Annotated in this window: 10 protein-coding genes and 1 pseudogene; 7 read left to right on the forward strand and 4 right to left on the reverse strand. The window is 71.4% G+C overall.

Going from position 1 to position 12,418, the window contains the following annotated elements; genetic code table 11:
* Positions 1-38: 38 nt before the first annotated feature.
* Positions 39-218, reverse strand: a pseudogene (locus IF11_RS42010) (FAD-dependent monooxygenase); the annotation flags it as partial.
* Between IF11_RS42010 and IF11_RS42015 the strand changes: the two are divergent.
* The gene (locus IF11_RS42015; protein ID WP_240627997.1) at positions 183-818 is read left to right on the forward strand and encodes a TetR/AcrR family transcriptional regulator C-terminal domain-containing protein; all 636 of its coding nucleotides are present in this window, start codon (positions 183-185) and stop codon (positions 816-818) included. The pseudogene IF11_RS42010 and the gene IF11_RS42015 sit on opposite strands and share 36 nt — an antisense overlap.
* A gap of 59 nt (positions 819-877) precedes the next feature.
* Here the strand turns inward: IF11_RS42015 and IF11_RS0112450 are convergent, their stop codons facing one another.
* A complete protein-coding gene (locus IF11_RS0112450) occupies positions 878-1,477 on the reverse strand; it encodes a TetR/AcrR family transcriptional regulator (RefSeq protein ID WP_106979158.1) in 600 nt (199 codons plus the stop codon).
* Positions 1,478-1,587: 110 nt separating this feature from the next.
* Between IF11_RS0112450 and IF11_RS0112455 the strand changes: the two genes are divergently transcribed.
* The 3 genes from IF11_RS0112455 to IF11_RS0112465 all read left to right on the forward strand — a co-directional run bounded on the left by IF11_RS0112455 (position 1,588) and on the right by IF11_RS0112465 (position 6,184).
* A complete protein-coding gene (locus tag IF11_RS0112455; RefSeq protein WP_030351599.1) occupies positions 1,588-2,412 on the forward strand; it encodes an NAD(P)H-binding protein in 825 nt (274 codons plus the stop codon).
* A gap of 179 nt (positions 2,413-2,591) precedes the next feature.
* A complete protein-coding gene (locus tag IF11_RS0112460; RefSeq protein ID WP_030351600.1) occupies positions 2,592-4,097 on the forward strand; it encodes a glycosyltransferase family 29 protein in 1,506 nt (501 codons plus the stop codon).
* Entirely contained in the window at positions 4,094-6,184 is a 2,091-nt protein-coding gene (locus IF11_RS0112465) for a polysaccharide pyruvyl transferase family protein (protein WP_030351601.1), read from the forward strand. The genes IF11_RS0112460 and IF11_RS0112465 overlap by 4 nt, the downstream gene beginning before the upstream one ends.
* A gap of 76 nt (positions 6,185-6,260) precedes the next feature.
* On the opposite strand, the gene IF11_RS0112470 is transcribed toward IF11_RS0112465, so the two are convergent.
* Positions 6,261-7,634, reverse strand: a complete 1,374-nt coding sequence (locus IF11_RS0112470; protein ID WP_030351602.1) for an alpha-2,8-polysialyltransferase family protein — start codon at positions 7,632-7,634, stop codon at positions 6,261-6,263.
* Complete coding sequence (locus tag IF11_RS0112475; protein ID WP_030351603.1) at positions 7,634-8,614, reverse strand: glycosyltransferase family 2 protein; 981 nt, start codon at positions 8,612-8,614, stop codon at positions 7,634-7,636. Before IF11_RS0112475 ends, IF11_RS0112470 begins: the two co-directional genes overlap by 1 nt.
* Positions 8,615-8,822: 208 nt before the next feature.
* On the opposite strand from IF11_RS0112475, the gene IF11_RS0112480 reads away from it, so the two are divergent.
* The 3 genes from IF11_RS0112480 to IF11_RS0112490 all read left to right on the forward strand — a co-directional run bounded on the left by IF11_RS0112480 (position 8,823) and on the right by IF11_RS0112490 (position 12,415).
* Complete coding sequence (locus IF11_RS0112480; RefSeq protein ID WP_030351604.1) at positions 8,823-10,145, forward strand: DUF6716 putative glycosyltransferase; 1,323 nt, start codon at positions 8,823-8,825, stop codon at positions 10,143-10,145.
* Positions 10,146-10,264: 119 nt separating this feature from the next.
* Entirely contained in the window at positions 10,265-11,479 is a 1,215-nt protein-coding gene (locus IF11_RS0112485) for an acylneuraminate cytidylyltransferase (protein WP_030351605.1), read from the forward strand.
* 9 nt (positions 11,480-11,488) lie between these two features.
* Complete coding sequence (locus tag IF11_RS0112490) at positions 11,489-12,415, forward strand: N-acetylneuraminate synthase family protein (RefSeq protein ID WP_030351606.1); 927 nt, start codon at positions 11,489-11,491, stop codon at positions 12,413-12,415.
* Positions 12,416-12,418 lie beyond the last annotated feature (3 nt).

A 12,418-nucleotide genomic window follows, 5' to 3' on the forward strand; every position in this document is an offset into this window, starting at 1 on the left:
CGGCCAGGCCGGTACGACAGGCGGTGACGGTGGCGGAGTCCGCCCGCGAGGGAGTGGACGTGGGCCGCGTCGCCCGCGAGGAAGATCCGGCCGTCCTGGAAGCGGTCGGCGAGGGCCGCGCGCGGGCGGAAGTCGGAGGACCACAGCTCCGGCATCGGCATCGGGTTCCTTAACGCTGTTAGATTGTCAAGGTGGCTACGACACGACTGGACCGCACGCTGGTCGCCCGCACCGCACTGCGGCTGCTGAACGAGGTGGGCCTCGAAGGGCTGACCCTCCGCGCCATCGCCGCGGAACTCGGCGTCAAGGCGCCCGCCCTCTACTGGCACTTCAAGGACAAGCGGGCGCTGCTCGACGAGATGGCGACCGAGATGTTCCGGCGGATGGCGGCCGACCTGCCCGCGGTCTCCGCCCCCGACTGGCGGGACGGGCTCACCGCGGCGATGCGCGGGCTGCGCGGCCATCTGCTGGGGTACCGCGACGGCGCCAAGGTCTACAGCGGTACGCACTTCACGGACATCGGCTACGCGGCCACCATGGACGCCCATCTGCGCGGACTCACGGAGTCCGGATTCACCCCGCGGACGGCGGCGCGCGCCTGGTTCACCGCGTACAGCTACACGATTGGTTACGTCATCGAGGAACAGTCGGGGACGGAGGGGATCGACCTCGCCGCCCGCGCCGAACGGCTGGCGGCGTACCCGCTGGCCGCCGGCGCGGGCGAGGAGATCATCGGCAACCACGAGGCCGGCTTCGAGAGCGGCCTCGCGGCGGTCGTGGCCGGGATCGCCCTGACGGTGCACACGTCTCCGACCTGAGGATTCGCTCCTGTCCGGGACACGTTCCGGACAGGGTGTTCACCGTGTTCACACGGTCGTCAGGCGAGCGAGTCGATCCAGCCCTGGAGCCGGGCGCCCTGGGTGGTCATGAGGTCCGGGTCCCGCAGGGTGTTGGTGAGCAGGGACATGCCCTGGTACGCGGAGATCATCGTGACGGCGAGATCGCGGGCGTCGTCGTGGCCCATGGCGCGGAACTGCCGCTCCGCCCAGTCGATGAGGAGCCGCATGACCGTGGCGGCGGCCTGGTCGAGGCCGTCGTCGCGTTTGTCGAGCTCGGAGGCGAGGGTGCCGAAGGGGCAGCCGAAGCGGGCGGCGAGATCGCGTTGGCCGACCCAGCCGCCGACCAGCGCTTTGAGCCGGTCCTGGGGGGTGGGGAGCTGGTCGAGCAGGGCGGTGAGGTCCTGGAGCTGCTGGGCGTGGGCGCCTATGGCCGCCTCGACAAGCTGGTCCTTGGTCTTGAAGTAGTAGTAGACGTTGCCGACCGGGACGTCGGCGGCGCGGGCGATGTCGCCCAGCGTCGTCTTCTCGACGCCCTGCTCGTGGAAGACCTGGGCGGCGGCGGTTATCAGCCGCTCGCGCTTGCCGGGGGCCTTGGCCCGGGGGGCGGGCCTGTCCGCTTGCACCTGTGAGTCAGTCACCTCACTGAGGATAGTCCCTTGCTCCCTTGCGTATCCGGCGGTCTGCTGTATCGTCTTAGTCAGTCAACTAACTCAGTGACTGTGCGACATCGAAATCAGGGGAGAGTTTCATGATCGTTGTGACGGGTGCGACCGGGAATGTCGGCCAGGCGCTGGTGGAGCTGCTGGCGGGGGCGGGCGAGCGGGTGACCGCGGTGTCGCGGCGGGCCCCCGAGAGCGGTGTCCTGCCCGCCGGCGTCGTCCATCGCGCCGTGGATCTGGCGGACGCCGACGGCCTGGCCCCAGCGCTGGAAGGGGCGGACGCGCTGTTCCTGCTGGTGGCGGGCGAGGATCCGGAGGCGATCCTGAGCGCGGCGAAGGCGGGCGGGGTCCGGCGGGTGGTGCTGCTGTCCTCGCAGGGGGCCGGGACGCGGCCGGACGCCTACCGCCACCCGGTGGCCTTCGAGACCGCCGTGAAGGGGTCGGGTCTGGAGTGGACGGTGCTGCGTCCGGGCGGTTTCGCCACCAACACCTTCCAGTGGGCCCAGAGCGTGCGTGAACAGCGCACGGTGGTGGCGCCGTTCGCGGATGTCGCCCTGCCGGTGATCGATCCGGCCGACATCGCGGCGGTCGCGGCCGTCGCGCTGCGCGAGGACGGCCATGACGGCCGTACCTACGTACTGACGGGCCCCGCCGCCCTGTCGCCGCGCCGGCGCGCGCAGGTGATCGCCGAGGCGCTCGGGGAGCCTGTCCGCTTCGTCGAGCAGACCCCCGAGGATGCCCGCGCCCAGCTGCTGGGGTTCATGCCCGAGCCGGTCGTGGCGGCCACCCTCGCCATCCTGGGGGCGCCGACGGCCGCTGAGCAGGCGGTCAGCCCCGACGTCGAGAAGGTCCTCGGCCGGGCGCCGCGCTCGTTCGCCGAGTGGACCGTACGCAACCTTCCCGCCTTCCGCTGACCAGCCTGGCCGGCCCTTCGCCGGCCGGCCTTCCATGGGAAGGCCGCCTACCAGCTCCCGGTGTCCGAAGCGTTTCGTTCCCCTTACCGATGGTGTGAGTTCACCTCCGGGGCGGAGAGGTTTCCTACCCTGTCACCCACTCACCATCTGTCCGTGGGGCAGTAGACGCCGGGAGCAGCATGACGAAGGCCCGCAGACTGTGGCCGAGATGGCGCGGCGGCAAGAACGCCGAGAACGGAAGGAGGGGTAACGCCGGCAGCACCGCCACCGCGCCACCAGCCGCTTCGAAAGAACTGGAGGAGTGTCTGCGCGCCTGCGCGCCGCACAGCGACCGGCTCGCGGCCGCCAGTGCCGAGAACGACCGCAAGCGCACTGATCTCGCCGCGAAGCTGCGCCACCTCCAGGCCGTCCATGCCAAGGCCGATCCCTCCGAGGCGGCCTCGGACGAACTGTTCGACGCGCTCCTCGCCGCCGGAACCGCCGCCCTGGAGTGCGGCAATGGCGGCAACGGCGGCAATGGCGGCGACGAGCAGGCGCTCGCCCTCCTCATCAGCGCCACCGTCCTGGCCGAGCGCGGAAGCTCCCGCGCCGGCTGGCGGCTGCGGGCCAGGGTCCTGGAGGCCGCCGGTGACGAGATCGCGGCCGTCGAGGCGTACGAGCGCTATCTCGCGCTCACGGACGACGACTGGTACGGCGTCGCCCCCCGCCTCGCCGGGCTGCGGATCGCCGCGCGACAGCAGGAGGACATGCTGCGGCTGCTGGCCCGCGAGTGCCCCCGCGCCGAGGAGTTCGCCACCGCCCCCGTCTCCGCCGCCGAGGTGCGGGACGTGTGGGACGAGGGCGTACGGCTGCACGACAAGGGCGACCATGCGCAGGCCGAACCGCGCCTCGTCGGCGCCCTGCTGGCCATGGGCCGCGACCGCCACCCGGTCGGGGAGCTCCAGAACGCCGTCGGCCAGTACCTCGACCTGCGCATCGCCGCCGCCGACGGCGACGCCTCGGGGCTGCGCGAACTCATCGGCCACTACGCGGAACAGCGCAGGAACCGGATGCGGCCGCCGCTCACCGATCCCACCCTCGGCGGGGCCGACTGGATCGGCGTCGGCGAGCTGCGCAATCTGATCGCGGGCAAGTCCGTCTGTCTGGTGGCCAACTCCGAGAGCCTCGGGCGCGGTTCGCTGGGCCCGGAGATCGACGCGTACGACCTCGTCGTACGGTTCAGCTCGTACCGTATCGACGCGCCGGCCACCGGTACGCGCACCGACCTCCACGCCACCGCCCACGAGCACGGCTTCAACTGGGACCGGCCGGTGACGACGCGGATGGTGTTCGGCGGGTCCGCGGAGAAGTGGGGCTACTCGCTGCGCGAGCGGCTGGTGCCCGGCGCCCAGCGGTATGTGACCGACGAGACGGTGCGCTGGCCGCTGCGCCATCTCGGCGGAGTCGACTGGGACGCCTGGCCGTCCGTCCCGACCAGCGGGTTCAACACCCTGTGGCTCCTTGATTTCCTGGATGTCAGCCCGGCGCTCGATCTGTTCGGCTTCGACTTCTACGAGAGCGGCGTCCACCGTCTGCCCGGAGCGATGCGCGTACCCGTCACCTCCGAGCGCGAGCGGACCAGCGAGAAGGCATGGGTCATGGAACGCGCCCAGAGCGTCAACGACATGAGGATTTCCCTGAGATGACCCCGAGCCCCATGACCGCGCACTCTCTTACCGGCAAGCGCCGTATCGCCTTCGCCGCGCTCGTCGGGGACGACGACGTGCCCGGCCTCCTGACGCTGCTGCGCAGCCTCGCCCTGTCCAACCCGGGCGTGTGCGAGGACTTCATCGTCCTGCACGGCGGTGCCGGGCTGCCGCCCGCCTCCGTCGACCGTATCCACGCGCTCCACCCGCGCGTCGAGCTGCGCCCGGCCGGGACCGGCTCGCGCCGCGACGCGTTCCGTATCCGCGACTACGACACCGTGCTCCGCGACTACGACACCGTGATCGTTCTCGACCCGCGTACGGTCGTGCAGGGCGATCTCGGCGCACTCCTGCGGCTGCGCGAGGGAGTGGTCGCCTTCACCCCCGGCGACACGCTCGTCATCCAACGCGACCACGCGGAAAGGGATCCGGAACCCGGCGGCGAGGCGCCGGTCAGCGACTCCGAGGACGACCGGAGCACATACGAACTCTCCGACGCCGAGCTCCACGCCGCGTACCTCGCGCTCAACGGCACCCCCCACCACGATCTGATCGTGCACTACGGGACCCCGCACGTCGCCCGCACCGGAGACGTCGAGAGCGCCCGCCGCGTCGCGCTCGCGCATATCGGCGCGGGCGAGTTCCAGGAGGCCGCCGACCTGCTGGGATCGGTCCGTATCCCGGTGAACGAGGCATGGCCGCACGAGGTGTACGGGCACGCCCTGATGAGCCTGTCCCGCTACGAGGAGGCCGAGGCCCAGCTGCTGCTGGCCACCGCCGCCCCCAAGCGCGCCGCCACCGCCTTCGCCCGGCTGGCCCAGATCGCCTGGATCCACGGCGACGACGCCACGGCCCAGCGCCACGCCATGAACGGGCTCTCCGCCGACCCCACGCACCGGGGGGCGCGGCAGATGCGGGGCCGTACGACCGGCGCGCCCGGCGGGGTGCCGGGCCCGCGCGAGGGCGCGGCGGAGGACCAGCTCGCGCATGTCGCGTACTACATGCCCCAGCAGGGCAACGCCGGGGACAAGCTGCTGCCCGAGTCCGTGCGGCTCACCTTCGGACCCGACACCGGGCCCCGGCGCTGGCACTCGATCCACGCCCACCGGCTCTTCGACGAAGCCGCGCTGGAGCGGGTCAACGCCCGGCGCGGGCTGGTGATCGGGGGCGGCGGGCTGTTCATCCCGGACACCGCGCCCAACGGCAACAGCGCCTGGCAGTGGAACGTCCCGGACGCGCTGCTGGACCGGATCGACGTGCCCGTCATGGTGTACGCGGTCGGCTTCAACGCCTTCGACGGACAGTCCTACCGGCGCGAGCGCTTCAACGCGAGCCTGCGCCGGCTCGTCGAACGGTCGGCCTTCTTCGGGCTCCGCAACCACGGCTCGATCGAGAAGGTCCGCGCGCTGCTCCCCGCCGGACTGCACGAGAAGGTGCGCTTCCAGCCCTGCCCGACCACCGTCACCCGGCAGCTGGTCGAGGGCTGGACGGACCCCGCGCAGCGGGAGAACACCATCCTGATCAACGCCGCGTACGACCGGGCCGGGCTGCGCTTCGGCCATGACTACGGGCACTTCCTCGCCGAACTGGCCAAGGCTATACGGGTGTTGGGCGGCCGCGCCGAGGTGAAGTGCGTGGCGCACTCGCTGGACGACGAGCGGATCGCCTTCGATCTACGGCGCGAGCACGGCATCTCGCTGCCGGTGATCCCGATGTACGACTCCGGGAACGACGGGATCCGGGACGTCTACGCCCGTACGAAGCTGGTCATCGGGATGCGCGGGCACGCGGGGATGATCCCGTTCGGCTGCGGGACGCCGATCATCAGCCTGATCTCGCACCCGAAGATGGCGTACTTCCTGGCCGACGTCGAGCGCCCGGAGTGGGGCGTCTCCGTCCATGACAAGAACCTCGGGGCGGTCCTGACGGAACGGGCGCTCGGGCTGCTGGACGATCACGCCGCGTCCGTCGCCGACGTACACGGCAGGCAGCGGGAGCTGTGGAAGGTCACGCAGGCGAACGCGGCGGAGCTGCGGGCGATCCTGGGGACCACCACGGAGACCCCCGCCGGCAGTCCGGCCGGCTGAGCGGGTCTCACGGTTCGGCCCTCGCCGGACGGGCGGCACGTATTCTGCCCGTCCGGCGACCAGGGTCCGCGCGGTCCTACCGCAGCACCGCCCGCCGCAGCTTGCGCGCCCGGCGCACCATCCGCCGGGCCGTCGCGTTGCGCGGGATACGGGCCAGCTGCGCCGGGACCGCGCCGGGCAGCGCCAGCGCCGTGAGCCGGCGCCGCTTGAAGTAGCGCCAGGTGTGCGCGTCGAGATGCTCCGAGAGGAACTTCTCCGCCGTGGGCCGCAGCCCCGGGTAGATCTGGTGCTGCATCGCGTAGCCGACGGTCGCGACCAGCTCCGCGATCCGCGGCTCCGGCCGGTGCGCGTCGGCGTCGCCCTCGTCGCTGTCGTCCAGCGACGGCAGCAGCGCGTCCACGATCGTCACCGGCACGCGGTTGCTGTTCTGGTACGGGGCGAGCCGCTCCAGCAGCAGTTCCGTGCCCGTGTGCGCCACCGGAATGCCGTAGAACGCGGACGCCGTGAACAGCGCCGTCGAGAAGCAGCCGACCACCAGCGCCGGCTTCAGCCGCCGGTAGAGCACCTCGGCGAGCACCGGGCTGTCCAGGATGGTCAGGTCGGCGCCGAGCTTCTTCGCCTCCTGCTCCAGCCGTCGCGACCAGGCGGCCGGGGCCGTGGGATGCGGCTTGAACACCACCTGGGTGTGGCCCTTGGCGACCGCGCCCCGCACCATCCGGATGTGCAGCTCCTCCTCCTCGCGCTCGGTGAGGATCCCGAGCGCGGAGAGGTACTGGCCGAGGAGCAGCACCGGGGGCTCCGACGGCGTGTCGAAGTTCCGCTCGGCGTCGGTGAGTTCGTCCAGTACGCGCAGGAAGGCGTCCGTCGGCACCAGCTCGGGGGCGACGCCGAACTCGGTGAGGAGCAGCGGCTTGAGCCCCGGCACGAGATCGAGATGCAGCAGTCTGCGCACCCGCTCGCCGACCAGCGGCTCTATCTTCGAGCGCGTGGGTCCGTAGCTCATCAGCCCGTCCGCGTACACCTCGATGGGCGCGCCGGTGAAGATCTGCGCGATCGCGAGCGCCGGGTTGACCTGGATCGACTCGACGATCAGCCGCACGTCGTCGTCCCCGAGCCGCCAGGCCAGCCGCAGATGACGCTCCCAGAGGGGGACGTCGTCGGAGCGCGGGGACCAGCTGCCCGGGTGGAACGGCGCGATGGTCTCGTTCCACGACACGAGGTCGTCGAACCGGTCGCGCAGCTGCTCGAAGCCCGGCATCTCGTCGACCGAGGGCGTCAGTTCGGGCGAGCCCGCGTTGTTGCAGACGACCAGCAGACGGCGGCCGGCCGCGGGGAAGAGCCCGGCGTCGATCGCGGCGGCCAGGGTGGCGGCTCCGTAGAGCGTGGAGGCGCAGAAGACCTGCGTCGTGCGCCCGGCCCCGGGCGCACTCGTAACGGAGGACGGCGCCATCACGCTGCCGCCTTCCCGGCGGACACGGGCCGCCTTCGCAGGCGGCGCAGCCGGGCCGAGCGGTCCAGGTCCATCGAATCCAGCGCTTCCTTCAAGACGTCCTGAGGCAGTCGTTTCAGAGCGGCGGCGCTCATCGTGCGCAATTGCCGCGCCACGGCCGGTTCGAATCGCTCTTTCGACGCCAGATGGTGGGAAATGATCGCGCAGTAGGTGCGTACGGCCTTCAGCAGAAAACGGTCGGCTTCCGCGTCTTTCGCGGTCTCCTCGATGACCTGGTCGAAGGCGCGGATGAAATCGAGCTGCCGTACGTCGCCGATCTGGGTGAGCGACGAGGCGACCCCGCGCCGGTAGAAGATCCCGAGCAGTCCGATCACGGCGAAGGACTCCGCCTCGCGGTGCAGCCGCCAGATCCAGGGCCGGTCCTCGGCGGTCCGCAGTCCGTCCGTGAAGTGCACCAGACCGCGGTCGACGAGCCGCCGGTGGTACATGCCCGCCCAGGCGTACGGATAGTCGACCGAGGTGGAGCGGTCGGCGGGCAGGATCGCGTCCCGGGGCGACAGCACCTCGTCGCGCCGGCCGACCGGGACGCGGTGGATCGTCCGGGCCCTGGCCGTGAACTGCACGTGGTCGGTACGGACGAAGTCGCAGCCCAGCCCCTCTATGGAGGCGAGCAGCCGCTCGTAGTAGCCCGGCGCCACCCAGTCGTCGCCGTCGAGGAAGGTGACGTACTCCCCGTCCGCGGCGTCCAGACCCGTGTTGCGCGCGGTGGCCAGCCCTCCGTTCTGTTCATGTCTGAGGAGGACCGCCCCCGGAAGGTCGCGCGCCGCCTGTTCGAGGATCTCCGGGGTCCCGTCGGTCGAACAGTCGTCGACAAGAAGGAACTGGAAGTCCTCGCGGCTGTTCGCGCGCAGGCTTCTAAGGGTTTCGAGGGCGTATGTCTGCACGTTGTAGAACGGCACGACAACAGAGAGCTTGACCACCTGCGTGACGCTAGGCGGCGGCGCGTCATGCAGCCTGACATCCGGGCACATGGAAGGTGAACGAAGAATGGCGGAATGGTGAAGCCGTTCGCTTCCGGGCCATTTTTCTGCCGTTCCGGGCCCGCGTCGCCATTCGTAGATGTGCTGTTAACCCTTTATTGCCATTGAGTTGGGGCGACAAACGGAATGGCTTTCTAACGTCCTCGTCGTGCCATCACGTACCAGCGGTCAAGCGGTCCGGGTCGCCGTGCTCGCGGACTCCGACACCCGGTGGAAGTGGGGCGCGCTCACCGCGCGCCGCATCACGCCGGACGACCGCTCCATAGAGCTCAGCGGCTTCCTCCTGCGCGGACGGGCCACGCCCACCGCGAGACAGCTCGCCGAGGTCGGCGCGGAGGCGGACGCCCTGCGCGAGCTGACCGGCACCGACTTCCTGCGGACGCTGCGCGAGGAGTCGTACGACGTCGTCGTCCTCGCCCTCGTCGGCGGAGCCGTACAGGCGATGCTGCACGGGATATCCGCCCTGAAGCTGGCCGACCGGCCCGTGATCGTCACCGGCTATGTCGGGGTCGTCTACGAGAAGCTCTCGGACGGGCTGCTGCTGCGGCACGGCGCGGATGTCGTCCTCGCCAACTCGCGCTACGACGCGCAGCGGTTCCGCACCGTGTACGAGGGCGTGGGCGCCGACGCCTCCTCGGTCACCGAGGCCGCGCTGCCCTTCCTCGGCGGTGAGCGGTACGTCCCCGAGGAGGGCCGCGACACCGTCGTCTTCGCCGCCCAGCCCTCCGTACCGGCGAGCCGCGCCGACCGTACGTATCTGCTGCGGCGCCTCGTCGAGCACGCCAGGCTCCACCCGCGCCGCGAGGTGCTGCTGAAGCTGCGCAGCAAGCCCGGCGAGCACACCACGCATGTGGAGGAGTTCCCCTACCAGCGGCTCGCCGAGAAGGTGCCCGGCGGTCTGCCGCCCAACTTCCGGCTCGTGTACGGGAACATGGGCGAGGTCCTCGACCGTACGGACCTGCTGGTCACCGTCTCCTCGACGGCCGCGCTGGAGTCCCTGCACCGGCGCATCCCGACCGCGATCCTCACCGACTTCGGCGTGCGCGAGCCGCTCGGCAACCACCACTTCATCGGCTCGGGCTGTCTGGCCTCCTGGGACCAGCTGGACGGCGGCGGGCGCCCGCGCCCCGACGCGGTCTGGGCGGACCGGCAGGGCGTCGCCGCCGACGGTTCGTACGCGTCGGCCTTCGACACGGCCCGCGCGCGGGTGGCGGAGCTGCTCGACGGGCCCGAGCTGCCCGAGATCAGCCCGTACTACACGGCCACCACCGCGCCCGGATATCTGCCGCCGCTGCTGGCCCGCTACCACCTGGCCGTGGACGGGACCCCACTGCCGTCGCGGGCCTCCGAGAGCGATGTCCGCGGGGTCCGGCGCGTGGTGCGCGAGGCCGTACGGGGCGCGGCGCGCGGCGCCTACCGCCACGGCGTGCAGCGCGTGGCGCCCGTCATCCGCCGCATGGGCGAGCTGTGACCGGGCCGTCGTCGGCACAGGACCCGGCCACCCCACACATCGCGGACGAACGGGCCGCGCATGACCGAGCCGCAGCTGACCAACCCGCGGAGGACCGAGCCGCGGACCAAGGAGTACAGATGACCGTCCTCGCGGTGATTCCCGCACGCGGCGGATCCAAGGGCGTCCCCGCCAAGAACCTCGCCCCCGTCGGCGGCGTACCGCTCGTCGTGCGCGCCGTCCGCGCCTGTCTGGCGGCCCGGCGCGTGACCGATGTCGTCGTCTCGACCGACGACGCGGCCATCGCCGACGCGGCACGCTCCGCCGGCGCCGAGGTCGTCCTGCGCCCCGCCGCGATCGCGGGCGACACCGCGACCAGCGAGGCCGCCGTCCTGCACGCGATGGACGCCTACGGCGCGATGCGCGGCAAGACCGCCGAGGTCGTCCTGCTCGTGCAGTGCACCAGCCCGTTCATCACCGCCGACGACCTGGACGGCGTCGCGGGCGCGGTCACCGAGGACGGCGCGGACAGCGCGCTGACCGTCGCGCCGACCCACGGCTTCATCTGGCGCCAGGACAGCGAGGGCAGCGCCGACGCCGGAACCTCGGGCGGCTACGGCGTCAACCACGACAAGTCGAACCGGCCGCGCCGCCAGGACCGCCCCCAGGAGTACCTGGAGACCGGCGCCGCCTACGCGATGCGCGCCGAGGGCTTCCGCGAGGCCAGGCACCGCTTCTTCGGCCACACCGCGCTCGTCGCCACCGACCCCGCCCGGGTCCTGGAGATCGACGACCCGCACGACCTGGCCCGCGCCCGCGCGCTCGCCCCGCTCCTGGACCCGGCCGTCCTGCCGACGTACGACGACATCGACGCGGTCGTACTCGACTTCGACGGCACCCAGACCGACGACAAGGTCTTCGTCGACTCCGACGGCCGCGAGATGGTCGCCGTGCACCGCGGCGACGGGCTCGGGATCGCCGCGCTGCGCCGTAGCGAACTGAAGCTGCTCATCCTCTCCACCGAGCAGAACCCGGTCGTCGCCGCCCGCGCCCGCAAGCTCCAGGTGCCGGTGCTCCACGGCATCGACCGCAAGGACCTCGCACTCAAGCAGTGGTGCGACGAGCACGGGATCGCGCCCGAGCGGGTGCTGTACGTCGGCAACGACGTCAACGACCTCCCGTGCTTCGGACTCGTCGGCTGGCCGGTGGCCGTCGCGAGCGCCCATGACGCCGTACGCGCCGCGGCGCGTGCCGTCACCACGACCCCCGGAGGCGAGGGAGCGATCCGCGAGATCGCCGCCTGGATCCTCGGGCCGGGTCTCCAGACCCCCCACACCCCCACCCTCAACAAGTAAGGACGCTCCATGAGCACCAACTCCGCCTCGCGCCTGCGCACCCTCGGCACGCGGACCGCCGGACCCGGCCGCCCGGTCTACGTCACGGGTGAGATCGGCATCAACCACAACGGCGAGCTGGACAACGCCCTGGCCCTGATCGACGCCGCCGCCGACGCCGGCTGCGACGCCGTCAAGTTCCAGAAGCGCACCCCGGAGATCTGCACCCCCCGCGACCAGTGGGACATCGAGCGGGACACCCCCTGGGGCCGGATGACGTACATCGACTACCGCCACCGCGTCGAGTTCGGCGAGGACGAGTACCGCGTCATCGACGAGCACTGCAAGAAGCGCGGCATCGACTGGTTCGCCTCCCCGTGGGACACCGAGGCCGTCGCCTTCCTGGAGAAGTTCGACGTCCCCGCCCACAAGGTGGCCTCCGCCTCCCTCACCGACGACGAGTTGCTGCGCGCCCTGCGCGCCACCGGCCGTACGGTCATCCTCTCCACCGGCATGTCGACGCCGAAGCAGATCCGCCACGCGGTCGAGGTCCTGGGCAGCGACAACATCCTGCTCTGCCACGCCACGTCCACGTACCCGGCCAAGGCCGAGGAGCTGAACCTGCGCGTGATCAACACGCTCCAGGCCGAGTTCCCGAACGTCCCGATCGGCTACAGCGGCCACGAGACCGGTCTCCAGACCACCCTCGCCGCCGTCGCCCTCGGCGCCGCCTTCGTCGAGCGTCACATCACCCTCGACCGCGCCATGTGGGGCTCGGACCAGGCCGCCTCTGTCGAGCCGCAGGGCCTGCAGCGCCTCGTCCGCGACATCCGCACCATCGAGGCGTCCCTCGGTGACGGTGTCAAGAAGGTCTACGAGTCGGAGCTGGGCCCGATGAAGAAGCTCCGCCGGGTCGCGGGCGTCGTCGCCGAGGCCGCCGAGCCGGTGGCGGTCTGACGC

This window comes from Streptomyces scopuliridis RB72 (assembly GCF_000718095.1).
GTDB classification, from domain to species: Bacteria; Actinomycetota; Actinomycetes; order Streptomycetales; family Streptomycetaceae; genus Streptomyces; species Streptomyces scopuliridis.

What these genes read in the sequence shown, in the direction of transcription:
- IF11_RS0112460 (WP_030351600.1), top strand. Translation starts at nt 2,592, where the DNA reads ATGACGAAGGCCCGCAGACTGTGGCCGAGATGGCGCGGCGGCAAGAAC.
- IF11_RS0112490 (WP_030351606.1), top strand. Translation starts at nt 11,489, where the DNA reads ATGAGCACCAACTCCGCCTCGCGCCTGCGCACCCTCGGCACGCGGACC.
- IF11_RS0112455 (WP_030351599.1), top strand. Translation starts at nt 1,588, where the DNA reads ATGATCGTTGTGACGGGTGCGACCGGGAATGTCGGCCAGGCGCTGGTG.
- IF11_RS0112470 (WP_030351602.1), bottom strand. Translation starts at nt 7,634, where the DNA reads ATGGCGCCGTCCTCCGTTACGAGTGCGCCCGGGGCCGGGCGCACGACG.
- IF11_RS0112485 (WP_030351605.1), top strand. Translation starts at nt 10,265, where the DNA reads ATGACCGTCCTCGCGGTGATTCCCGCACGCGGCGGATCCAAGGGCGTC.
- IF11_RS0112465 (WP_030351601.1), top strand. Translation starts at nt 4,094, where the DNA reads ATGACCCCGAGCCCCATGACCGCGCACTCTCTTACCGGCAAGCGCCGT.